At 64.1% G+C, this 23,892-nt stretch carries 21 protein-coding genes; 9 read left to right on the forward strand and 12 right to left on the reverse strand.

All coding sequences use genetic code 11. The features are described 5' to 3' along the window. Window positions 1-60: 60 nt before the first annotated feature. Entirely contained in the window at window positions 61-1,080 is a 1,020-nt protein-coding gene (locus NHH88_22320; GenBank protein USX12413.1) for an arabinogalactan endo-1,4-beta-galactosidase, read from the reverse strand. Next, window positions 1,080-2,012 carry a Gfo/Idh/MocA family oxidoreductase gene (locus NHH88_22325; GenBank protein USX12414.1) on the reverse strand — a complete coding sequence of 311 codons (933 nt, stop codon included), beginning with the start codon at window positions 2,010-2,012 and terminating at the stop codon, window positions 1,080-1,082. Before NHH88_22325 ends, NHH88_22320 begins: the two co-directional genes overlap by 1 nt. Window positions 2,013-2,325: 313 nt before the next feature. On the opposite strand from NHH88_22325, the gene NHH88_22330 reads away from it, so the two are divergent. The 6 genes from NHH88_22330 (at window position 2,326) to NHH88_22355 (ending at window position 7,711) form a co-directional block, all read left to right on the forward strand. Then, on the forward strand, window positions 2,326-2,826 hold the full coding sequence (locus NHH88_22330; GenBank protein USX12415.1) for an FxDxF family PEP-CTERM protein: 501 nt from the start codon (window positions 2,326-2,328) through the stop codon (window positions 2,824-2,826). Between the two features lie 203 nt (window positions 2,827-3,029). Next, the gene (locus NHH88_22335) at window positions 3,030-3,536 is read left to right on the forward strand and encodes a hypothetical protein (protein ID USX12416.1); all 507 of its coding nucleotides are present in this window, start codon (window positions 3,030-3,032) and stop codon (window positions 3,534-3,536) included. Window positions 3,537-3,737: 201 nt separating this feature from the next. Then, window positions 3,738-5,000: a sugar MFS transporter gene (locus tag NHH88_22340; protein USX12417.1), complete on the forward strand. Its 1,263-nt coding sequence runs from the start codon at window positions 3,738-3,740 to the stop codon at window positions 4,998-5,000. Window positions 5,001-5,234: 234 nt separating this feature from the next. Beyond that, complete coding sequence (locus tag NHH88_22345) at window positions 5,235-5,594, forward strand: transposase (GenBank protein ID USX12418.1); 360 nt, start codon at window positions 5,235-5,237, stop codon at window positions 5,592-5,594. Then, a complete protein-coding gene (locus NHH88_22350; protein USX12419.1) occupies window positions 5,591-6,457 on the forward strand; it encodes an IS3 family transposase in 867 nt (288 codons plus the stop codon). Before NHH88_22345 ends, NHH88_22350 begins: the two co-directional genes overlap by 4 nt. Before the next feature lie 204 nt (window positions 6,458-6,661). After that, a complete protein-coding gene (locus NHH88_22355; GenBank protein ID USX12420.1) occupies window positions 6,662-7,711 on the forward strand; it encodes a chemotaxis protein CheB in 1,050 nt (349 codons plus the stop codon). Window positions 7,712-7,762: 51 nt separating this feature from the next. On the opposite strand, the gene NHH88_22360 is transcribed toward NHH88_22355, so the two are convergent. Then, a complete protein-coding gene (locus NHH88_22360; protein USX12421.1) occupies window positions 7,763-10,090 on the reverse strand; it encodes a DUF4982 domain-containing protein in 2,328 nt (775 codons plus the stop codon). Window positions 10,091-10,497: 407 nt separating this feature from the next. Here NHH88_22360 and NHH88_22365 point away from each other — a divergent pair, with 407 nt between their 5' ends. Further along, complete coding sequence (locus NHH88_22365; protein USX12422.1) at window positions 10,498-11,163, forward strand: response regulator transcription factor; 666 nt, start codon at window positions 10,498-10,500, stop codon at window positions 11,161-11,163. Then, window positions 11,160-12,521, forward strand: coding sequence for an ATP-binding protein (locus NHH88_22370; GenBank protein ID USX12423.1), 1,362 nt, complete (start codon window positions 11,160-11,162; stop codon window positions 12,519-12,521). Before NHH88_22365 ends, NHH88_22370 begins: the two co-directional genes overlap by 4 nt. Here NHH88_22370 and NHH88_22375 read toward each other — a convergent pair. The 5 genes from NHH88_22375 to NHH88_22395 all read right to left on the reverse strand — a co-directional run bounded on the left by NHH88_22375 (window position 12,518) and on the right by NHH88_22395 (window position 20,100). Continuing rightward, the gene (locus tag NHH88_22375; GenBank protein USX12424.1) at window positions 12,518-13,294 is read right to left on the reverse strand and encodes a MipA/OmpV family protein; all 777 of its coding nucleotides are present in this window, start codon (window positions 13,292-13,294) and stop codon (window positions 12,518-12,520) included. The genes NHH88_22370 and NHH88_22375 overlap by 4 nt on opposite strands. A gap of 223 nt (window positions 13,295-13,517) precedes the next feature. Beyond that, window positions 13,518-15,167 carry an efflux RND transporter permease subunit gene (locus tag NHH88_22380; protein ID USX12425.1) on the reverse strand — a complete coding sequence of 550 codons (1,650 nt, stop codon included), beginning with the start codon at window positions 15,165-15,167 and terminating at the stop codon, window positions 13,518-13,520. 285 nt (window positions 15,168-15,452) lie between these two features. Further along, window positions 15,453-16,916, reverse strand: a complete 1,464-nt coding sequence (locus NHH88_22385; GenBank protein ID USX12426.1) for an efflux transporter outer membrane subunit — start codon at window positions 16,914-16,916, stop codon at window positions 15,453-15,455. Window positions 16,917-17,059: 143 nt separating this feature from the next. Further along, window positions 17,060-17,653 (reverse strand): PEP-CTERM sorting domain-containing protein, encoded by a 594-nt coding sequence (locus tag NHH88_22390; protein USX12427.1) that lies wholly within the window; start codon window positions 17,651-17,653, stop codon window positions 17,060-17,062. Between the two features lie 80 nt (window positions 17,654-17,733). Then, entirely contained in the window at window positions 17,734-20,100 is a 2,367-nt protein-coding gene (locus NHH88_22395) for a dockerin (GenBank protein ID USX12428.1), read from the reverse strand. Between the two features lie 226 nt (window positions 20,101-20,326). Between NHH88_22395 and NHH88_22400 the strand changes: the two genes are divergently transcribed. After that, window positions 20,327-20,929 (forward strand): hypothetical protein, encoded by a 603-nt coding sequence (locus tag NHH88_22400; GenBank protein USX12429.1) that lies wholly within the window; start codon window positions 20,327-20,329, stop codon window positions 20,927-20,929. Window positions 20,930-20,964: 35 nt separating this feature from the next. On the opposite strand, the gene NHH88_22405 is transcribed toward NHH88_22400, so the two are convergent. The 4 genes from NHH88_22405 to NHH88_22420 form a co-directional block, all read right to left on the reverse strand. Next, window positions 20,965-21,750 (reverse strand): hypothetical protein, encoded by a 786-nt coding sequence (locus NHH88_22405; GenBank protein ID USX12430.1) that lies wholly within the window; start codon window positions 21,748-21,750, stop codon window positions 20,965-20,967. Between the two features lie 88 nt (window positions 21,751-21,838). Further along, window positions 21,839-22,942 carry a GDSL-type esterase/lipase family protein gene (locus tag NHH88_22410; GenBank protein ID USX12431.1) on the reverse strand — a complete coding sequence of 368 codons (1,104 nt, stop codon included), beginning with the start codon at window positions 22,940-22,942 and terminating at the stop codon, window positions 21,839-21,841. Between the two features lie 116 nt (window positions 22,943-23,058). Beyond that, complete coding sequence (locus NHH88_22415; GenBank protein ID USX12432.1) at window positions 23,059-23,565, reverse strand: hypothetical protein; 507 nt, start codon at window positions 23,563-23,565, stop codon at window positions 23,059-23,061. Between the two features lie 65 nt (window positions 23,566-23,630). Further along, complete coding sequence (locus tag NHH88_22420; protein USX12433.1) at window positions 23,631-23,876, reverse strand: hypothetical protein; 246 nt, start codon at window positions 23,874-23,876, stop codon at window positions 23,631-23,633. Between the last annotated feature and the right edge of the window lie 16 nt (window positions 23,877-23,892).

Consider the following 23,892-nt stretch of genomic DNA (forward strand, 5'->3'; position numbering starts at 1 on the left):
CGCTTAGGGGTCGTACCCGTACGGGTACGACCCTGCGCGGCCGTGCGGGTTAGATGGTAGTCACTCCAGGAACGCGTCTATGATGGCGGTCGGCTTGCCGCTGTTGTCGAAGGCGCCCATCGGATAGCCTTTCCAATCGTAAGCCTGCGGTTCCCAATAGAACGCGCCAACGCCCTTGCCGTTGTCGACCTGGCGCACCTTGGCGATCAGGTCGGCGATGATGGCCTTGCCCTCGGGATGGTTCCACGGGGCGCCCACCTCGGCCAGCATCACCGGCTTGCCGTAGCGGGCGGCCAGGTCGTTCATATTGTGCAGGCAGGCCGCCGTCGCCGCGCGCCAGTCCACGCCCTTGACGGTGGTCGGATAGGCGGAAGCGCCGATCACGTCGAACTTGCCGCCGTTGGCCAGCAAGCCGTCGAAGTTCCAGCGGAACTGGCGATTGTCGTGGCAGTTATCCACGTGCACGATCACCTGCGCGTCGGGGAACACTTGCTTCGTAGCATCGTAGCCGCTGGCGACGAAGCGCGCGTAGTTGTTCATGTGGACGCCGGCCGCGCCTTCCGGCCACATCATGCCATGCGTGGTTTCGTTGCCAACCTGCACCCATTCCGGCGTGATGCCGGCCTCGCGCAACGCCGCCAGGGTGGCGCCGGTGTGGTCGGCGACGGCCTTGGCCAGCTGGTCGACGCTGTAGCCCTTCCAGGCGGCGGGCTTGAACTGCTTGCCCGGATCGGCCCAGTTGTCGCTGTAGTGGAAGTCGATCATCAGCCGCATGCCGGCGGCCTTGGCGCGCCGCGCCTTGGCCAGCACATCGGCCAGGCCGTTGTAGCCGTCGGCGGGATCGACCCACACGCGCAGGCGCACCGCGTCCATGCCCTGTTCCTTGAGCGTGACGAACAAATCCTGGCGCTTGCCGTCGCGGTTGAGGAAGGGACGGCCGGCCGCCTCCATTTCGGTGATCCAGCTAATATCGGCGCCTTTGGCGAAGCCGCCGTCGGCCGCGTGGACGCTATTATGCTGCAGTGCGGCCAACACCAGGCCGGCCGCCAGCGCCGCGGCGCGTCGTGTGCTGGTGGTCATCAATCGTGGAAGGCGTCGACGACCTTGCGTTTGCCCAGCATGAAGGCGTCGGCCACGTGGCGCAGCGGCGCCACGTCGACATCCGAGCTGGCGGTCTTGACCAGTTCGGCGAAGCGGCGGTACAGCGACGGGTATTCGGCTTCCTTCTCCAGCGGCTGTTCCTCGCCGTCTATCCACAGGCGCGCGCCGCCATCGCTGAGCTTGACTTCGCCCTGCGCGGTAGCGACGACGATGTCCCAGCTCTGCTTGCCGGTCTGGCGCCAGTCGAACTCGGCGTGGACGGGCACGCCGGCGGCGTTCTTGAAGTGCAGCTCGGCGGCGATCGGCGCGTCGCGGTTTTCCGGAAATTCCAGCGTGGCGCCGGTCAGGAACACCAGCGACGGCAGGATCTCGGTGACGATCGACAAGGCGTTGATGCCCGGATCGAACACCCCCAGGCCGCCGGCCTGCCAGATCCAGTCCTGGTTCGGATGCCAGTGGCGCACATCCTCTTTCCAGGTCACCTGCATACTAATAGGCGGGTGCGCCGCCAGGTAGGCCTTGGCCGGCTGCACCGCCGGCGCGTAGCGCGAGTGCCAGCTGGTGAACAAGGACACGCCGTTGGCGGCGGCCAGCGCCTCCAGGTCGGCCACCTCGGACAGGGTGGCGCCGGGCGGCTTCTCCAGGAACACATGCTTTCCTGCAGTCAATGCCACGTGGGCGGCGGCGTAGCGGTACTGCGGCGGCATGCACAGCGAGACCGCTTCGATCTCGGGCATGGCGGCCAGCATTTCCTCGATCGACTTAAATCCCGGAATGCCTTCGATGGTGTTGTTGCGGCTGGCCGAGGCGACCAGCGCGAAATCGGCGTTGGCCGTGATCGCCGGCACGTGCTGATCATGGACGATCTTGCCCACGCCGACGATGGCAAGTTTGATTGGTGACGTAGACATAAATAAGCATCTTTCTTAAAAGTGAACCGCATGCTGAGCTGCCAAATTACCTGCGACGCTATCCTAAAGCCTCCAGGGCGGCGCCGCCAATCATTTTTATCGTTGTAAAGATACTCAAATGGCATGACAAATCACGGCCGATTGCTGCGATGCAACAGAAAATGACGCGTCCGTACAACTCAGCCTTAAATATTTGAAAGTAAGTGTAAAAACGATAAGTGTGTGATTGAAATTGCAAATCAAAAGATGCTACTATCAGTCTCAGTTGTACCCCACCCCTGATGTACTACCCCCACCTTCGCCGAGGATTAATATGAAATTAAAATCTGTTGTTGCAACTGCAATACTTGCCGCAGCGTCGTTCAGCGCTTCGGCGACCGTCCACAATTTGGGCGTGCTCGATCCGTCGGGTTTTGACAGCTTCACCGGTTCGTCCGAGAAGTTCGGCGCCGGTGTCGCCATCAACGACACCTGGACCTTCGAGCTGCTGGCCCCGTCGAGCACGTCGTTCGCCGCCATCCAGACGTTCGCCGTGACCGCAGGCCAGATTCTGAATTTCTCGGCCGTACTGAACGGCACCAGCTTCGGTTCGCCGATGGCTGGCGCCGGTTCGCAAACCCTGAGCTGGACCGGTCCATTGGCCGCCGGCATCTATAGTGTCAACATCACCGGCACGAGCGGTTTGGCGAACTCGACCTACGGTGCCACCGTGTCGGCCATCCCGACCCCGGTGCCAGAGCCAGAGACCTACGCCATGATGCTCGGCGGCCTGGCCCTGCTGGGTGCCGTTGCCCGTCGCAAAGCGAAGAAATAAGCACGAAGACCTGGCGCTCTTCGTAGCAAACCGGCGCGCCGGCCGGCCATCTCCCCGATGGCCAGCCGGTGCGTTTTTTTATGCGCGTGCAGTTTTTAGACGGCCCCCCCTCCTCTATTACCTGCCATATGCTGCATAGCGAACATAAGACCCCGCACTATCACCTTACAATCCAGCAATAACTGCACACTGTAAGGACACCCATGAAGAAGCTAATGACGGCCTTTGGCGCGGTCCACGCGCTGATCGCGATCCTGTTCGCCGCCGCCGCCCTATTCCTCATCGCCATCAGCGCGCGCATCGGCTGGGACGCCGCCACCGGCGACTTCGGCCTGGCCGCAGCCCAGGAAGTGATCGAGGCAATCGGCATCCTCGCCGCCGCCGTGGTGGCGCTGCAGATCGCCGAGACCATCATCGAAGAGGAAGTCGTGCGCGACGCCGACATCAGCGCGCCGACGCGGGTGCGGCGCTTCCTGTCGCGCTTTTTCGTGGTGGTGGTGGTGGCGCTGGCGATCGAGGCCCTCGTGGCGACCTTCCATGCGGTGCACGACGATCTGGCCGGCCTGGTGTACGTGGCCGCGCTGGTCGGCAGCGTGGGCGTGCTGCTGGCGGCGTGGGGCGTGTTCGTGCACCTGAACCGCTCGGCCGAGGAGCTCGAGCCCGAAGCGATGGAAAAAGCCCAGTCGGAAGACCACAAAGTGCAGGCCTGAACCAGGTCCGCACCCGCCGGTTTTTACCAGTACTACGATCTGGTGATATCTGCCATATCGAAAAAGATATAGGACATTGTTTTTTATTCATTGGCAAGATTACCGGATTGGCTCTACCATATTCCTCCCGCTTGTTGGAAAGGAAAGATTATGGCAGCGCCCATTTCATCTGCTCGCACTATGGAGACGACCTCGTCTCCCGTGGTCAGCTATCGTGCGACGATGTCGCTGCTTGCAAGTCTGTTTTTTACCTGGGGTTTCATCACGGTAATTAACAACACGCTGCTGCCGCACCTTCGCAGCGTATTTGACCTGAACTACACGCAAACCACGCTGATCGAGTCGGTCTGGTTCATCGCCTACTTTGTCGCCTCGATCCCGGCCGCGCGCCTGATTGAACGCATCGGCTACAAGAAATCCATCGTCGTCGGCCTGGCCATCATGGCCGCCGGTTCGCTGATGATGATCCCGGCGGCGCGCCTGCCGTCGTATCCGGTCACCCTGTTCGCGCTGTTCGTGATCGCCTGCGGCATCGCCCTGCTGCAAGTGGCCGCCAATCCCTACGTCGCCGTCGTCGGTTCGCCGCAGACCGCCTCGTCGCGCCTGAACCTGGTCCAGGCGTTCAACTCGCTGGGCACCACGTTCGCGCCGCTGTTCGGCGGTTACCTGATCCTGGGCCGCTCCAACTCGGGCACGCTCGAAGCCGGCCAGGTGCTGACCCAGGCCGAGCGCCTGGCCGACGCCCAGGCGGTGCAACTGCCGTACCTGATCGTCGCCGGCGTGCTGATCGTTCTGGCCGTCGTCATCGCCCGCTTCCCGCTGCCGGAAATAAAATCGTCCAGCACCAGCCGCGTGAGCAAGGAACAACGCGGCAAGCACTCGCTGTGGCGCCACCGCAACCTGGTGTTCGGCATCCCGGCGATCTTCATCTACCTGATCGCCGAGATCGGCGTCGCCAACCTGTTCATCAACTTCGTCTCGCAGCCTGAAATCGGCAACGTCAACCACCAGACCGCGTCGACCTACCTGTTCATCCTGTGGGGCGGCATGATGGTCGGCCGCTTCGTCGGCGCCGCGCTGATGCGCACCGTCTCGGCCGAAACCGTGTTGGCCGGCGCCAGCATCGGCGCCGCCATCGTGATGCTGATCGCCACCTTCACCACCGGCCACGTCGCCATGTGGGCGCTGATCTCGGTCGGCCTGTTCCACTCGGTGATGTTCCCGACCATCTTCACGCTCGGCATCAAGGGCCTGGGCCCGATGACCGAGGAAGGCGCCGGCTTGCTGATCATGGCCATCGCCGGCGGCGCGCTGGTGGTGGTGCAGGGCTGGCTGGCCGACATCTACGGCCTGCAGATGTCCTTCCTGCTGACCGCGCTGTGCGAAGTGTATGTGCTGTTCTACGCGCTGTGGGGCTCCAAGGCCACCAACGCCTTCCCGGACCCGGAAGCCAGCCCGACCTAAGCTGGACGCGGTCGCCGCCCTCCCGGGGCCGCGACCAGGACCCAAGGCCGATGCCGACGTTGCACAACGTCCGCGTCGGCCTTTTTACTTCTACATCACATAGCGTCCCGGCGCCGGCGCCAACGCGCGCTGTCATCGATGGCTAGCGACGGGTCATAGCGACGGGGTCAGGTTGAGATAGCCCGGGTTTCATGGACATCCAAATAGAGGACAATACGTCCTGAGAGGATATTCATGGAAAAGAAACAGTCACCTTCCAAACGAGAGATCATTCCGACATCGGCGGAGCCGGTGCCGAAGCAGCGGGCCGTGTTTACGGATGAATTCAAGCGCGCTGCGATCTCCCGGCTACATGATGGCAAGCAGAGCGCGACGGCCTTGGCGTTGGAGCTTGGTTTGCGTCGTAATCAGCTCTACAAATGGGCCAAGCAGCTCGAAGAGCAGCCAGCTGGCGGCCAATTGCGCTCGCCAGGTCGTCCTGCGGTCAGTGAATTGAGCGAGGTCGAGCAACTGCGTCGCCAACTGGCCAAGGCCGAACAGGAGCTGGCCATCCTAAAAAAGTTAGATGCGTACTTAACTCGCCTCAAGAAGTGAAGTACGCCGTCATCGACGAGCATCGAAGCGAGTTTTCAGTCAAAGCGCTGTGTCTGGCGCTCGACGTGGGCCGCAGCGGCTACTACGCCTTCAAGACGGCACCGCCGAGCCTGCGAAGCCGGGAAGATCTGGCCATGCGCCAAGAGATCGTCAAGATCCATATGCGCCACCGCTCGGCACCCGGGATATTGAAAACGTGGCGCCTGCTCAATAGCGCAGGCATCTGTTGTGGAAAACACCGCGTGGCCAGGCTGAGAAAGCTGGAGGGCATACAAACTACCCGCGCCAAGCGTTTTCGCGCCAGCAAGGCGAAAGAACGGGTGCTGCCACCAGCGCCGGACTTGGTCAAGCGCGCCTTTCAGGTCGGCGCTCCGAACCAGGTGTGGGTCGGCGATATGACAGTGCTGCGCACTAAAGAGGGATTCTTGCATCTGGCCGTGGTACTAGACTTGTTCGCACGCCGGGTGGTGGGCTGGTCGACGGACACCAGGCAGGCGGCCACGTTACCGATGGCGGCGTTGTCCATGGCGATGGAACACCGGCGACCTGCGCCCGGGATCATCTTCCACAACGACCAAGGCTCCGTGTACGGCTGCGCCGACTACCGCAACCTGCTAGCCAAACACGGGGCGCTGCCGAGCATGAGTCGCAAAGGCAATTGTTGGGACAATGCCGTGGCGGAAAGCTTCTTTTCAAACCTGAAAAACGAAACCATGCATAGGCAACTCTTTTCAACGAGAGCCGAGGCCCTGGGCGTGGTTCGCGATTACATCGAGGTGTACTACAATCGGATGCGCTTGCATCAGACCTTGGGCTATCAAACGCCTGCATCCTTTGAAGCGCAGTTTCGTGTGCTTCATTAACTGTCCGCGAAACCCGGAACACCTCAGGTCCGACATTCGGACATCGCGGAACTTCATTCAGTTGAAAAAGTTCCTCATTTTTACGAAATGTCCGAATGTCGGACCTGACCCCGGGGTTGGGGGGGGGCGGGTGTTTGCTCAATAGAACTTTCGCAAAAGTAGTATTGGGATAGAGTGGGCCTCACTACTTGACCGGGAGGCAATATGGCCAAATCCAATCATGCGCCGCGCGCAGGGGCGGCCACCGCAGCGCCCATCGTCGTCATTGGCGCTTCGGCGGGCGGTGGCGACGCGCTGAGCGCCCTGCTGGCCCAGTTGAGCCCGGACTTTCCGGCGCCTATCCTGATCGTCCAGCACATGGCGGCCACCGCATCGACGGCGGCGCAGATCCGGCTGCTGAGCCGCAACAGCACCCTGCCCTGCAAGGCCGGCGAGGACGGCGAGCTGCCCCTGCCCGGCCATGTCTACCTGCCCACCCCGGACCACCATCTGATGCTGTCCGAGGGCAAGATACGCGTGACCAAAGGCGCGCGCGAAAACCGCGCCCGGCCGGCCATCGACGCGCTGTTCCGCTCGGCGGCCGTCTCACACGGCAACCGGGTGATCGCGGTGATCCTGAGCGGCTACCTGGACGACGGCACCTCGGGCATGGAAGCGGTCCATCGCTGCGGCGGACTGTGCGTGGTCCAGGACCCCGTCGACGCGAGTTATCCCGACATGCCGCAGAACGTCATCAACAACGCGTGGGTGGATAAATGCGTGGCGCTGGCGGACATGGGGCCGCTGCTGCTTGAGCTGGCCGGCCGCAAGCGCGGCAAGCGCAAGGCGGTGCCGGCGGACGTGGCGCTGGAATCGAAGATCGCCGAACGGGTGCTCAGCGACATCGGCTCGGTCGAGGCGCTCGGCACCCTGGTGCCGTTCAACTGCCCCGGTTGCGGCGGCGTGCTGTGGGAGATCGGCAAGGCAGGCCAGTTGCGCTATCGCTGCCACACGGGCCACGCCTACACGGCCGGCGAGCTGCTGGCCGCCCAGACGCAAAAAATGGAGGAGACGCTATGGGTGGCGCTGCGCATGTTCGAGGAAAACCGCAACCTGCTGGTGAAGCTGCGCGGCGACGGCATGGGCGGCCCCGCCTACGGCGAGCGGATCGACCAGTCGGCCATCCACATCGGCCGCATCCGCGCCATGCTGAACGGCGATACGTCCGACCCGGATGCCCAGGTGAAGAAAAAGCCGCGCATCGCGCGGAAGTGACGCAAAAATATCGCGACCGCATGAGAGCGGTCGCGAACACTGTTCAAACTTTTACAACCGGCCGCGCAGCGATCCCGCTTCGGCGTTGATAGCACCCTTCGCGCCCTTCACGCGCACCAGCACGCTGGCGATGCCGGCCTCGGTCGGCGCCACGCTCGGGCCGACGATCTCGTAGCCCTCGCCGGCGGCGAAGGTCACCGACTTGCCGCTGTCCGGCACCACGGTGCCGTTGGCGTCGAGCAGCCTGGCGCGGATGAACACCAGGTCGCCATCGGTCGACTTCACGGCCAGATCGTCCACCGCGATACCCAGCTTGACCGGCTCGGCCGGCGTCTGCACGACATGCTCGGCCACCTTGCGGCCCTTCAGGTAAGCCACCGCTTTGAGCGTGCCCACCTGGAACTGGCCGGCGTTGAACTCCAGCGGCGGATGCGCCAGGTTCGGATGCGTCTTCGACGGACCGCTCTTGACCTTGCCCAGGCTCTTGCCGTTCAAGAACAGCTCGACCTCGTCGGTGTTGCTGAACACGCGCACCTGCGGCAGCGAATCCTTGGTCCAGTGGCTGGAGATGAAGACCATCGGCCCACCGCCCCACTTCGCCGATTTTTCCGATGCGCTGCGCTGCGAGCGGAAGAATTCGGCCGAGAACTTCGGCAGCCGGTCGATGCTCATGACGCCGGACGATTCCAGGTCCGGCGCATAGCCGCGGCCATAGTCGAACATCACCCAATAGCCATCGGCCACCGCGCCGGTCTTGAAGTTGTCGTCGTGCGACTCGGCCAGGTTTTTCGCCTGCTGCAGCAAACGGGTTTCACCGTCGGTCAGCAACTGACGGCTGCTGCGGTCGGCCTCTTTCAGGTCGCCCCACGCCGTTTGATTGAAGCCGGCGTTCATCGCGTAGTATTCCCAGTCGCCGTATTCGGAGACGATCAGCGCCTTGTTCGGCAACGGCTTCTTGTCGTCCAGACGATGCTGGCGTGCTTGCAGATAAACGTCGTAAATCTGCGGCACCCAACCGGCGGAATACGCCTGGTCACCCGGATACTCCTGGTGCACGGTCTTGTGCAGCTTCTCGATCAGTTGATCGGGCATCTGCGTTTCGTTCAGCGAGCATTCCCAGGCCAGCACGCTCGGATGATTGCGGTCGCGGCGCACCATGTCGCTACAGGTTTTGAGCACCTGCGTCGCGAACGCCGGATCGGGATTGAAGTACTGCCAGCCCGGGATGCCCGGCAAGACCATCAGGCCCAGTTCATCGGCGGCTGCCATGAAGGCAGGCGAATGCGGGTAGTGCGACAGGCGCACGTAATCGAAGCCGGCGCGCTTGATCAGCAGCGCGTCGCGATAGTCGGCCTGCGGCGACAAGGCGTAACCGACATACGGGAATTCCTGGTGGCGGTTCACGCCGCGCAGGAAGGTCTGTTCGCCGTTGATCAGCAACTTGCCCTTTTCCAGCGCGATGCGGCGGATGCCCACGCGGGTCGTGACCACGTCCTGCTGCCCCTTGCTCGACACCGTGGTCTGGATCGCGTACAGGTTCGGCGACTTGGGCGACCACAATTGCGGACGGTCGACCTTGAGGTCGCGGGTGACGTGGCGGCACTCGCCGGCGGCCAGCTCGATTTTCTCGGCGCCGTCGGCGACGCGCGCGTTTTTGAACAACAGGCGCTGGCTCAGTTGTGCGGTGCGCGCTTCGCCGGCGGTGTTGCACACCTCGGCCTTGACGCGCACGATGGCGGATTTTTTATCGGCCTGCGGATAGGTGACGAAAACGCCGCCGCCCGCCTCGGTGTTGGACAGCATTTCGTCGCTGATATGCACGGCCGGCTTGATGCTCAAGGTGACGTCGCGGTAGATGCCGCCGTACTGGATGTAATCCAGGTCCTTCAACGGTTTCGGGCCGGTGATGGCGTTGTCTTCGTTATTGATGCGCACCACCAGCTCGTTGCCGCCGCCGGCTTTCAGGTGCGGCGTGATGTCGTACGAGAACGGCAGGTAGCCGCCCAGGTGCGTGCCCAGGTGCTTGCCGTTGACCCAGACGTCGGCCACGTTCATCGCGCCTTCGAAGCGCAACACGGCCTGCTCGCCGGGAGCGGCCTTGGCGTCGAAAGTTTTTTTATAGTAGGCGCTGCCCTGCCAGGAGTTGACCGGCACTTTCGCTTCGAGGCGGGCCGTATGCGGCAGATCGACCTTGGTCCAGGCGCCCGGCGCGACCTTGTCGACGGTGTCGGCGGTCTTGGCGTCGTCGCGGTAGAACTCCCACGACTGATTGAGGCTGGTGGTGGCGGCGCTGGTCGCCGAGCTCACCGCCAGTGCCAGCAAACCGATGGTCGGGAAGCCCCGCGCCTGCTTTTGTAGCCTCGAAATAAAACTGCTCATAGTGCGTGGAACTCCCAAAGAATACCGGATAAAAAGAATGGAACAGGCGCGCCGCCGACGCGTGGCGGCGACCGGAAGTTATCACGGCGCAGTATATCCAGTATTGTTTTGACACGCAGCCGAAAGCCGGTCCGTATACAAATTATTCATGGGTCGAGATAACTTTGATATACGGCGTCAAGCACGGGCCAATAATGTATCCTAGCAACATCGCCGACCATTAAAATTTGATTAATCCGGATCCCCTATGCTTCCCTGCCGCTTAACCCGAAAATCTTCTAAAACACGTAGGGCGGATTAGCGCAGCGTAATCGGCCATGCATGCTCCGTAGGCGGCGCCCGCATGGCCGATTACGGCGTTCCGCCTAATCCGCCCTACGTGGATCCCACATTCCTCGAGGGTCCAATTGCAAATACTATTAGTCGAAGACGACGCCATGCTGGCCGAGGCCATCTGCGACGGCGCCCGCCAGAACAGCTGGCAGATCGACCACGCCGTCGATGTCGCCTCCGCCAAACTAGCCCTGATGGACCGCCTGTATTCTGTCGTGCTGCTCGACCTGGGCCTGCCGCGCGAATCCGGCCTGAGCCTGCTCGGCACGATGCGCGGCCGCTATGACGTCACGCCGGTGCTGATCCTGACCGCGCGCGGCCAGATGAGCGAACGCATCGCCGGACTCGACGCCGGCGCCGACGACTACCTCGTCAAGCCCTTCGAGTTCGGCGAATTGTGGGCGCGCGTGCGCGCCGTGATCCGCCGCAGCCAGGGCCGCGTGGTGCCGCTGCTGACCTGCCGCGACATCGAGGTCGACGTCGCCAAGCGCACCGTCACGCGCGCCGGCGAACGCGTGTCGCTGAGCGCCTACGAATACCGCACCCTGCTCGCGCTGATGGAGCGGCCCGGCCACGTTGTCACCCGCAGCCATCTGGAGGACGTGGTCTACGCCGACGCCAGCGCCATCGGCAGCAACACCATCGCCGTATTTATCCACCAGTTGCGCCGCAAACTCGGCGACGACATCATCGTCACCGTGCACGGCCAGGGCTACAGCATCGGCGAGGCCGGCCCATGATGTCCTTGCGCAGCCGCGTGCGCGCGGTGCTGGGACTGGCGTTCTTCTCGTGCTGGCTGGTCGGCGGCGGCGCGCTGGTGGCATATACCTTTCAGAGCGAACACAGTGTGTGGGACGCGAAGATGCAGGCCTTCGCCACCAAGCTGATGATGGCGATTCCAGCCGACGAAATCGACGAAGGGCCGTTCGGCCCCGGACTCGAACTGCCGCTCGACAACCAAGCCGCCCACGAGGACTTCAGCTTCCAGGTATGGAACGCCAAAGGCTCGCTGTTCATCAGCACGCCGGGCGTGTCGGCCAAGCCGTTCCGCCCGCTGGGCCAGGAAGGCTTTTCCAGCCCCACGATCGATGGCAAGCAATGGCGCGTGTATGCCGTCTCCGACCGCACCGGCCGGGTCTCGGTCCAGGTGGCCAACTTGCAAAGCGTGGTCGATTGGGACATGCAGCGCGAAGCGTTGATCGCGCTGACCGTCCTGACCCTGGTCCTGGCCCTGGTAGGCTTCGTGATCGACTACGCGCTGTACCACGCGCTCAAGCCGATCGCCAACTTCGGTGCGCTGGTAGTGAAGAGGCAAAAATTCGATCTGACGCCGCTGCCGCTCGACAAACTGCCGGGCGAGTTGCGCCCGCTGGTCGAATCCTTCAACCACCTGCTGCTGCGGCTCGACGAGGCGGTCGATTCGGAACGGCGCTTCATTGGTGACGCCGCACACGAATTGCGCACGCCGCTGGCGGCGTTGCAGGCCCAGGCCGAAGTGGCGCTGGGCGCCGCCGACGCCGCCGCCAAGGACGCCGCGCTGGTCAAGCTGCTGCGTGTGGCCAAGCGCAGCACGCGCCTGGCCGAACAGCTGCTCGATCTGGCCCGCCTCGACGCCGGCGCCAACATCGCGCGCGCGACCATGACCGATGCCAGTGAACTCATTCAACACGTGGCCCACGAATACGAATTCGACGCCGAGGAAACCGGCCGCAGCCTGCTGCTCGACACCTGCCCCTGCCGCATTGTCTGCGATATCGATGAAATCGCCATCCTGCTGCGCAACCTGGTCGACAACGCGCTGCGCTTCGCACCGCCCGGCGGGCGCGTGCGCATCGGCTGCGGCCATGTCGAAGCCAACGGCGTGCAACGCGTGTATCTGGAAGTAGCCGACGACGGCCCGGGCGTGCCCGAGGCAGAACGTGAGCGCATCTTCAAGCGTTTCCACCGCATCGTCGAGGGCAACAGCGGGCGTGGCAGCGGCATCGGCCTGTCGCTGGTGGCCGCCATCGCCGGACTGCACGGAGCCGACATCGTCACCGGCGCCGGCATCGATGGACGCGGTTTCAGCGTCCGCGTCCTGTTCCCCAAACCTGATTAGAAGTTGTACAGGTAGCCGAACCGCACACTGCTCTCGCTCGATTTTTCCACCAGCGGGCTGTCCTTGATGGAGCTGCCCAGCGCCGTCGCGCTGACATCGACGAACACGTTGTGGCGCGGCGTGACGGCATAGCCTAAGCGCACGCCCACTTCGGCGTTGGTGGTGGATTCGCCGACGTAACGGGCGCGGCCCGCGCGCACCTCGGTCGCCTTCACGCCGTAGTAGTAATCGACGTATTTGTCGTCGTGCCAGTTGGCCGCGATGCGCGGCGTGACCGTCAGCGCGCCGGCCTTGAAGTTGCGGCTCAATTCCAGCTTGACGCGCTTGCCCTCGGCGTCGCCGGTGGCGGTGAGCGCTTCGACCGAGGCGTTGACGATGCTGTTGCGCCAGATCGCCGCGCCGCCCACCCACAGGCCGCCCTTGCGCTCGTCCATGCCGCTCAGGTACGGGGAATCCTTGGCTTCGTAACCGTCGCCGGAGTATTTGGCGCGCAGGCGGAACGAGATCGGGCCGGCCGACGGCAGTTTGGCGTCGAGCGTGGTGCCGAAGAAGCTGATGTAGCGGTTTTCGTACATCAGCAGCGGCAGGCCCTGGACCTTGTTGTCAAAGTCGCGGTAGGCGCTGGCGGTGTAGCCGGCGGCAACGCCGAGACCCCAGTGGGACGGTTCCGGGGAGGCTTCCTTGGCGGCCAGTTCCGGGGCCAAGACCTGGGCTTGCGCGGCGCCGGACAACAACAGTGCCAGCAGGGAGAGCGGGAGGGAGGATTTTTTCATGCTGTGGTTCTCTTTCAGGTTGATAAAGCTAAAGAAAAATTGATATTGCGGTTCAATCTTTGGCCGCTGGCGGACCTGCGGCGGATTACGCTGCGCTAATCCGCCCTACGTGTCTCCAAGGTTCTCAAGGGCCAGCTAAGCAAGCACATCCACGGAGACACGTAGGGCGGATTAGCCGAAGGCGTAATCCGCCATGCATGCGCCGCCAATGCCCCATGATCCATCACGCGGCGCGAACCTGCCCAGCAGGTTTCATCCGGCTGGTCAAATACCGGCGCAGGCCGTCGATGTAACTGAACACCACCGGCACCACCAACAACGACAACAACGTCGACGTCAACAGGCCGCCGATCACGGCGATCGCCATTGGCTGCCGGAAACTGGCATCCGCCCCCAGGCCCAGCGAGATCGGCAGCATGCCGGCGATCATCGCCACGGTCGTCATGACGATCGGGCGGGCGCGCTTGTGGCACGCGTCGATCAGGGCATCCAGCACGCCCATTCCACGCTCCTGCATACCGAGCACCGCGTACTCGACAAGCAAGATCGAGTTCTTGGTCACGATCCCCATCAACATCACCAGGCCGATCATTGACGGCACATCGAGCTCGCTGCCGGCCAGGAGCAGCGCGACGAACGCACCGCCCAGCGACAACGGAATCGCCGACAAAATCGTGACCGGCTGCAGGAAGTCGCGGAACAGCAGCACCAGCACGCAAAACATGCACAGCAGGCCGGTGACCAGCGCCATGCCGAAGCCCGACGCCAGTTCGTTGGCGGTCTCGGAGTCGCCCTCCTCGATCATCGCCACGCCAGACGGCATGGCGCGCGCGGCCGGCAGTGCCATCGCCGCCTCCATCGCCTCGCCCAGCGGCATGCCGCCCAGGTCCGCGCTGATGGTGACGTAGCGGCGGCGGTCGTAGCGGTCGATCTGCGACGGCCCGCTCTCGACGGACAAGGTGGCCACGCTGTCGAGCGGTACCTGCCCGGAACGGCCGTTGACGCGCAGGCTGCCGATGGCGTCGAGGTCGCGCCGCAGCGACTCGGCCACCTGCACGCGGATGCCGACCTGGCGGTTGTCCAGATTGAGCTTGGCCAGTTGCGAGTCGAAGTCGCCGACGGTCCCAATGCGCACCGTCTCGCCGATGGCGGCCGTGCTGACGCCAAGTTCGGCGGCGCGCTGCGCATCCGGGCGGACGATGATCTCGGGCCGCTCCAGGCTCGCCGTCGAGCCGATGTTGACCAGGCTGCCGACGCCGCGCAGTTCGCGCTCGAAGGCTTGCGCGGTCGCTTGCAGCGCCCGGGCGTCGTCGCTGGCGAGGATCAACTCGAATTTTTCATCAAGGCCGCCGCCGACGGCAAAGCGCACGCCGGCGACCCGCTCCAGACGCTTTCTGACGGTCGCCTCGATCTCCTGCTGGACCGGCCGTTCGCCGCGCTCGCCCAGGGCCAAGGTCAAGGTGGCCGTGCGCACGCCGCCGGCGGCGGGATTGTCGGCGTCGCCGGCCGCGCCGACATTGGTGAAGATCGCCGCCACGCCGGGGATGCCGTCCAGCGCCAGGCGCGTGCGCTCGGCGGCGGCCAGCGTATCGGCCAGCGCGGTGCCGGGCGGCAGTTCAAGGCCGACGGTTGTGTAGCCGCGATCGGCGGCCGGCCTTTCAGCGCCTGCATGCGCTGGCGGTTGGTGGCGGCCTGGCGCGCCTCGGCCTCTGCGCGCAGCAGGCCGGCCTGCAATTCGGCCAGGCCGGCGCGCAAGGTGGCGGCGTCGAAGCGCGCCAGCACCTGCCCATGGCGCACCGCGTCGCCGACGTTGGCGCGCACTTCGAGCAGGCGCAGGCCTGAACTTTGGGCCCCAAGCACAGCCTCCTGCCATGGTTCGATGGCGCCCGAGGCGTCGAGCGTGGCGTCCCAGTTGGCGCGCGCTACCGGCGCCAGCGTGACCGTCATGGCCGGACTGGCCGCTGGCGGGATTGCGACGGCGGCGGGCGCGCGGCCCATGTTGGCGACCGCGATGCCCACCGCCGTCAGGCCCAGCGCAATGGCGCCTGCGTACGCGACGACGCCGCGCCCCACCCTGGGCTTGGCCGGTTGAGCTGCGCCGGCTTGAACCGCTGCCGGGGGCGGCGGTGGCGGCACATCGGCCGGGTCGGGCCGGCTGTCATATAGTTTCATTGGGGGTGCTTTCGGAGGTAATCGAGGAATTGCCGCAGGCGAGCACCAACGCGATCCACGCCTGGCCGCTGTCCTGCACGGCGGCGATGGCGTCGTTCTGCGCCGACGCCAGCAGGCGCCGCGCGTCTTCCAGCACGAACAGGCTGGTGGCGCCGGCGCGCCACATGGCGTCGGTGGCGTCGAACGTCGCCTGCGCGGCGTCCACGGCTTCGCGGGTGGTGACAAGGCGGGTATCGGCGGACTGTATGGCGGCAAGCGCGTTCTCGACGTCGCGGGCGGCGTCGCGCACGGCCCCTTGCAGGGTCGCCAGCGCCAACCGGTAGCGCGCCTGGCCGGCGGCAACGGCGGCGGCGCCACGGCCGCCGTCGAACAGCGGCATGCTGAAGGCGGGACCGAAGCTCCAGCCGGCCTCGCCCTGGCTGCCGGCGCGCAGCCATTGGCCGGACAAGGCGGCGCCCAGATCGAGGCGCGGCAGCCGCTCGGCGCGCGCCACGGCGATATCGGCCCAGGCGGCGGCCAATTCGGCCTCGGCCGCCATCACGGCCGGATGCCGCGCCAGCACCGTGGCCGGCAGCGCCAATTTGACTTTGGGTGCGGCCGGCATCAGCCACTCGGCATAGCGCGGCAAGGCCGGCGAGGCGTTGGCCGCCACCGGCGCCTCCATCAGCGCGCCAACGCCGGCGGCATCGCGCCCGCTCAGCGCGACCAGGGTATTCAGGTGGCCGCTGCACTGCCGCTGGCGCGTGGCCAGCGTGGTGCGGGCGGCGGCCAGGCCGGAACGGGCGCGGGCCTCGTCGACCGCCGCCGCCGCGCCGACCGACAGCTTGCGCCGGGTCAGCTCCAGGGTGACCTGGCGCGAGGCGATGTCGTCGCCCAGCACGGCGTGGGAGAAGCGGCAGCCGCGCAGCGCCAGCACGGCGTCGGCCACCCGCGCCGCCAGCGACAGGCGGGCGGCATCGGCGGCGTTGCGGGCGTCGAGCCGGTGACGGGCGCTGTCGATGGAACCGCGCACGCGGCCGAACAGGTCGACCTCCCAGCTCAGCGACAGCCCCAATGAGGCGCCGGTGGCGTAATTCGCCTGGCCGCCGTCGATGACGCGGGCGCGGCTGGCGCCGAGGCTGGCCTGCAGCGCCGGCAGTCGTTGCGCGGCGTTGATGCCGAGATTGGCGGCGGCCTCGTCGATCCGCGCCAGGGCTTGCGCCAAGGTGGGATTGTCGGCCAGCGCCGCCGGGGTCAGCGTGTCGATGGCGTGGTCGTTGAGCCGGGTCCACCAGGCTGATTCCGCCGGCGCCAGCGCGACGGCGTCATCGGCGGCGACCGACCATGCGGCGGCGGTCGCCAACTGCGGGGCGACGTGCGGCGGCTGCGTTGCGCAGCCCGACAGCACCGCGCCGGTCAATATGATCCATGGGCCGGGCACCAGCCGGCCGCCGCTCCTGCTTTTAAACACTGACCATCTCCTATTCGTTCCCGAGACGCTCCAGACCCTGATGGTGTGGAGACGTCGACGAAACGAATAGTGCCCGGACGTTATTAATAAGTTTTTAGGGTTGTCGTGGCGCTAAAGCCCGGCCAACCCAAGAAGGCGCCAGGTTACCCGCGGCGGCGACGAAGCATTGCCCCGACCATGGCCAAGCCGCCCAACAGCAGCGGCAGGGTTTCAGGCTCCGGAACGGCGCTGGCACTTGCCACGTTGATGTTGTCGAGTTCATTGAAGGCGCCCGAGCTCAGACGCAGTTCGCTGATGCCGTTCAGGCCCGTGGTCCAGGTGCCCCAGTCCTGCAGCACGCCGACCTGGCTGCCGTCGGCCGACAGGACGCTATGGTCCGTGTAGTAATCGAAGCTGACCAGGTTGAACTTGCCGCCGCCGATGCGGGTCAGCGTCACGAAGGAATCCAGCGCATTTTCGAGGCCGTCATGCCAGTTGAAGGTCTGCGGCACATACGTGCCGTCGCCGATGTGGGCCGCGCCATCGGGCGCGTTCGGCGTGGTCAGGGTCACCAGGAAACCCGACTCCTGGTAGCTCAGGCTTTGACCGTTGGCGCTCATGTTGCCGAGCAGCGCTTCGCCGTTGCCATAGAATCCGAACTTGGTCAGGCTGTCGAAGGTCAGCACTTCGGCGCCGGCGTGACCAGCCGCCGCGCCGCAACCGAGGACCAGCGCGGCGAGGATGTTTGTTAACTTCATTTTATTCTCCATTTGGGTTGATTCATACAGGTTTGCTTGTGCGCGGCCGCGCAGGGCCGCGCACAGGGGTGATCCGGCGGTCAGTAGCTAAAGAGGACGCCCCGGCCCGCGCCGCTCATGTACAGGCGCCCGGGCACGGTCTGGTCGGCCGCCAGGGTGCCGATACCGCCGTACTGGTGCTTGTCATCGTTGAAGCGGTTCCAGGTCACGCCACCGTCGTCGGAACGGTACACGCCCCACACGCCGTTGAACACGCCGACCACGTAGATGGAGGCCGAGTACTTGGCGCCGGCCGGCGCCTTGCCCAGGGCGATGGAGGTGGCGCCGTACACATCCGGGAAGTCGGACGACTTGCCCCAGATCGGCGCGGTCGCGTTCAGCCTGGTCCAGGTCGCGCCGGAATCGACCGAGTGCAGGATGCTTTTTCCATCGACGACCCAGATGTCGCCTTCAACGTTGGGATTGACCGCCATCGACGAGACGCCAAAGTCGGCGGTCCAGGAATTGGCCGCGAACGTGGTGCTCTCGGTGAAGGTGTGGCCACCGTCGGTGGAGGTGTAGAAATGCGACGTGTCATCCCATTTCCGCCACCATGCGCCGCCCGAATCGTAGGCATACACCTTGTTCGGGTTCTTGCGGTCGGCCACCAGGCGATAGGCGCGGTCGATGCCCACCCGTGGCAGCGCCGGCAGATTGGTGTAGGTCCAGGTCGCGCCGTTGTCGGTCGTGTAGGCCGGCGCCGCATGGGACGGCGCCCAAACGACGTTGCCGGTTTTGGTGACCGCAAGGTTGGACGCACCGCTGGTGTTGCCGATCGCGTCCGGATGGTTGGTCGCGAACGCCGTCCAGGTCACGCCCGAATCGGCGGAATAGGCGCCGGCGGTGGTGTTGTTCCAGGCGGGATTGCCGGTCGTCGCCATGTAGGCCGGATTGGACCAGGCCATGTCGGAGCTGTAGGTATTACCGCCGAACATGCCACGGGCGGGCATGCGGGTGGGCGCCTTGGTCAGTTCGGTCTGGACGTGCGTGCCGACGTCGCCTGCGCTGCGCAGCAAGGTGTAGGAAGCGCCGGGAGGCGGCGCCATCAAGGCCAGCGTCGCGGTTTCCTCGATGCCGGCGACATTGTTGGTCCAGGTGGGCTTGGCCGCCGACGCGTTCCGGGTTTCCCAGATGCCCCCGCCGTGCACATGCAGGATGCGCTCCGGATTGTTCGGGTCGATCTCGACGTCGTCGATCCAACCGGACCAGCCGTCCTGGTCGGCGCCGTGCGGGGCCAGGGTGGAAATTTCGCGCCACGTGGCGCCGGCATCGTCCGACAATTGCACGATAGGCTGGCCATCCCAGTTGCCCCAGGAATTGGTGACGCCGAGCGCGATGCGGGTGGTGGCGCCGGTGCCGGAGACCGACAGACCACCCATGCCGTAGTTGAGCCATTGCTCGGTGTCGTACTTCTTCAGCAGGGTCCAGTTGGTGCCGTCGAATTTGTACAGCCTTGATGCGCCCTCGGCGCCAGGACCGGTCGCCTTCGTGAAGGCCACGTACATCATGCCGTCCTTGTTGCGCACCATGTGCGGAACGAAGAAGCCGGCCACGTCGGCAGGGGTGGCGATGCCGGTCCAGGTCGCGCCGCCGTCGGTGGTCTTGTACATGCTGTGGGTCAGCCCTGCCACGCTGCCATAATCTTTGCCCACGGCCGTGTAAATGGTCTGCGTGGCGTTGCCGGTGCCCTTGGTATTGGTATCGAAGATCACCTGCTCGACCCCGACCACACCGCTCCAATGGACGGCTTCGATTTCCTGCTTGCTCATCGTGTGCGTCGCCAGCGACTGTACCTGGTTCCAGGTGCGGCCATAGTCGGTGCTCTTCCACATGCCGCTCGTACGCGTGGCGTAGAACAGGATAGCCGGCTTGTTCGGATCGACCATCAGGCGCTCGCCGACGGCGCGGCCCTGGGCGTTGGCGCCCGCCTTGAATGGCAGATCGACGTGCTCCCAATTGTCGCCGCGGTCGGTGGAAATGTACAGGCGCGCGTTGCGCTCATCTCCCAGGTACAGGCCGGTGCTCATGTAGACGCGCTTGTCGTCGTTCGGATCCAGGGCCATGGTCTCGCTGCCTTGGTAGAAGCCGTCGATGGCGCCTAGCATGTCGGTGATCGCCACCCAGGTTTTGGCGGCGGCGTCCCAGCGGTAGGCGCCGCCGATGTCGGTGCGGGCGTACAGCACGTCCGGGCTGGTCGGATGGAAGATCAGCCCGGGAACGTAGCCGCCGCCGCCGAACTTCACACTCGCCCATCGGGCGGGCGCCACCGGCCTGGCCGCCGTCCCCACGACCGTTGTCGCGGCAAACTGGGGCGCCCCCGCCGATCCGGTGCTCTCGCTGCCGCCGCCGCAGCCGGCCACCAGGGCGGCCATCATGCTGCTGAGCGCGATGATTTGTTTTTTGTTCATATCGATCTCCAAGAAAAATGAATCGTGGTTTGCCGGTAGGCTGCTGCCAGGGATGTGGCGTGGGATATGCGTCCGGCGAATGTACTTATATTGAGAGAACAGCCGATTCATTCTACTTTTGGGGATACACGGCAACAATTCGACAATCCATCAAGATCAATTATGAAATTCCTGAATTGCATATCTGCTATCCTGCGGATGTCGATATCATTTTAGAAAGCCTGCGATGTTTAAACGCCTGTTTGCGTTTCTTGGCCGCCAACCCGAGCCGGACTACCTCGACGCGGAAGAATACGACGCCGCATTGCTGGCGCAAGCCGCTATTTACAGGGAAGCGATGGCGGGATTCATGCGGGCGGTTTCGAGCCAGCTGGGCGAGCACGACAGCGCGCGACTCACCAACAATGTGCTGACGCAGCTCGAAAATCACCCCAATCCGGTCGGCAAAGACGACGTCGGGGAGCTCTTCCTGGAAGGTGTGTTGGAAGATGACGGCCAGCAGAGTGGCAAGCGGATGCTGATGCACGTCGATTGGAAAGCCAGCGATGAGATCGACTGGCAGGTCAACGACATGCTGTCGACACGGGGCATCGACGACCAGTGGGAATGGGATTCCGAGGGCAAGACCGTCATGCAAGGGCTCAAAGTGCTGGCCGAGTGGCTGGCGAAGCACGCCTTGTCGCTGCTGAGCATCGACTTCGGTCACGATGCCTACTACATGCTCATCGTGGACGACGCGGTCGCCGCGCAAGCGATCGAGCTTGGCCGGCGCGCGGGCCTGGACGTGGCATCGTTCCAGGACTTCGCGGTTTCCCAGGGCGAGGGCTAGTAGCCCAATTCGTTCCAGCTACGAGTCCATTCCCATCAAGGCTGCGTGGTGAAACCGGAAGGCTCCAGCATTGGTCGCAAGAACGATTTCGCCGCCGAGATCGCGCCTTGGCCGCCGCCCGCGACCACGGATTCAAAGTAGTTAAAATCTTTCCTGATTTTTTCTTTCAAATCAGCGGCATAGTCCTTAGGGTACTGCACCTGCTCCATCAAGGGCAAGCCCTCGTAATGGGCCAACACCTCTTTAAAAAAATTGGTCAGCTTGCCGGTCGAGTTGTATTCCTCCTGCATTCTCGCCACCGCCGTAATCCGCCAGGTCTGTTCCTGTAGATACGACTCCCGATAGGCGGCATACCTTTCGTTTGCCGTAAATGTTCCCGACTCATCGTAAGCGATCGTCGCCAGTTGTTCCGACGACATGCCGGCGAAAGGATTGGGCTCGCTGCCGACGTTGTCTTCAAAACTGCCGTTGGCGAACACGGTGGCGGCCTTGGCACGTTCAAGCGACGCCGCATCGGTGGCCTTGGGCACCTCCCTGTCGTTGCGCGCCTTGTTCCGCGAGAAGCCGTCGCCGACGATTTGATCGAGCAGCGTGCGCGCCTTGTCGCCAAGCTCGGTAAAGCTGAGCCCTTTGTTCTTCCCGCTGGAATAGGCCGCGCTTGCCGCCAATTGACTCGCCAGGCTGGAGATTCCGGTAGCTCCCGATGGCGTGCTGCCTATATTGTTTTTATTTTCTGCCGCCTTGGCTGCGACACTGCCGTTGAGTGCCGCCTTGTGGTCGCCGACAGCCGCCCGCGAAAGGTTGATAGATCCGGTGATCATGGCCTCTAACCCTCAAAATGTTGAGATATGGAAATTTCATCTTAACATTTGAAGGTTGCCGAAATATCTCGAATTGTCACACAAGAGGCTACCAGTCCATTTTCGCCCGTATCACGGCGGTCAGCAGCGCGGCGTTGGACTGGTGCTGCGGGATGCGCGGATGCCCGTTGAAGCCGGTGTAGGGCAGCACCACGGTATCGATACGGGCGTCCTTGTTCTCGTCGCGCATCTGATCGACGGCGGTGCGCACATAGCCCGGCCACTTGGAGCCTGGCCGGACCGCGTCCATGCTGCCCAGCGCGCAGATGAGGTAGGCCTTGGGGTACTTCGACCGTATCGTCTGGACGAATTTGCGGTACGCGGCGACGCGCTGGGCGTCGTCGGGCATCGGCAACAGGCGCTTCTCGCGGTCGACCAGCCAGCTGTCGTTCTGGAACAGGTTAATGACGACCACGTCCGGCGTCCACTGCTTGAAATCCCACACGGTGTCGTTATTGCCGACGGCGTTCAACTGGTCGTAGAAATCCGGCATGGTGAACGGGAACCAGCTAATCATCACGCCGATGCCGCTTTGCGAGATCAGGTGCAGCTCGGCGTCCAGCGCGCGCGCCGTGATCGAGGCGTAAGACATGAAGCTGTTCTTGTCTTTGATCAAGTGGTCGGGACCGTCGGCGGGCGACTCGTTGCCCATGCCGCTGGAGATGGAGTCGCCGAAGAACTCGATGCGCCGCTGTTTGCGCGGTGGCGGCGCCAGCAATTCGCCATCGTCGGCCAGCTCCAGGCCCTGGAAGACGGTGGCGCCCTCCTCGCCCTCGGAGCGCTTGGTGATCAGAAAGCTGTGACGGCCCGGCGCCAGCTTGTCGGCGATCGGATAGGTCTTGCCGCCCTTCTCCGCCTGCACCAGCACCGGCCGCGCCAGGTCGCCGTCGATGTAGACATCGAAAAAGTTCTTGCCGAGCTGGTCGTCGAGTTTGATGGCCAGCGTGGCGCCGGTGAAGTTGCCTGCGATGCTGGTGCCAGGCCAAGAGATCTCCGGCGCGGCGGCGTTGCGCTGGTCGACCCGTCCCGTGTACTGCAAATTGGCATTATCGGCGCCAATGCCGACCGTGGCCCAGGCCTGCCCGGCCAGCAGCAACGCGGCGATGACAACGGCGCCGCTGCGGGCGCCGTCTTTAAATCTTGCTAACATCATATTCAGTCCCCTTTGCGCTATTGTCGGCGGGGACGCGGCGTTCGGCAATTACGATAATCACCAACGCCGCAAAAGAAAAAACCCAAGCTCGCTGAAAGACATGGCGCCGTGGCCGCCTATTCGAAATCCGTCGCGTGCAAAATCAGCACTGGAAAGCCCGGGTAGGCGCGGATTTTCCGCTGGCACGCCAGTTTGATGAGTCTGCGATGCGTCTCGAACGTCGCCAATGCGCCGCCGGTCTGCGGGAAAGCCTTGGTCAACGCGCCGGCCGAAATCAGCGCGAACTTGCGCGCCGTCGTCGCGATCTGTACATAAAAGGTAACCCGCTGCCCATCCATCGACAGCGACACATCCTGCAGCTCGATGCCGGCGGTCGGCTGGCTTGGCGCGCAGGCGCGGTATTCCGCGTCGGTCCTGCGCACGGCGCGCCGTCGCTCCTTGCGGATCAACGCCAGGTGCTTGGTTTGAAACACTTCCTCATGCAGGAAATGGTTCTCGTCCCACACGCAAAACACCGACAAGGCTTCCGGCCGGTCGCGGTGGAAGTCCGCGACGCCGACCACGATCATTTCCGGGCCACCGAGCTTGGGTTTGACCAAGTCACCGGACGACAACATATTCATAGATCACTCCACGATCAAAAAATAAATAATTCCCGGCCTGTCCGGCCAGTATCCGGCGCACGCGCCTATGCCGCCCCCGGCCGCAGTTGACCGAGAATTTCCATGGCGGCCTTTTCGGCCTCCTGCTCGGCCATCGCCTCGCTGGTCAGCGTAACATCGGCCGCCACGCGCTTCTTGGGCACAATATTATTCATGTGCATGGGATTGTCCGACGGCGCGAAGACCGCGACATACGCGCCCCAATCGTCGCAACCCTCCAACGGTTCGGCCGTGTAGTCGATTTCGTATCCGTCCACGGTTTTTATCGGCATGGCATTCTCCAGTGTT

Source organism: Oxalobacteraceae bacterium OTU3CAMAD1, from assembly GCA_024123915.1.
Classification (GTDB): domain Bacteria; phylum Pseudomonadota; class Gammaproteobacteria; order Burkholderiales; family Burkholderiaceae_D; genus Rugamonas.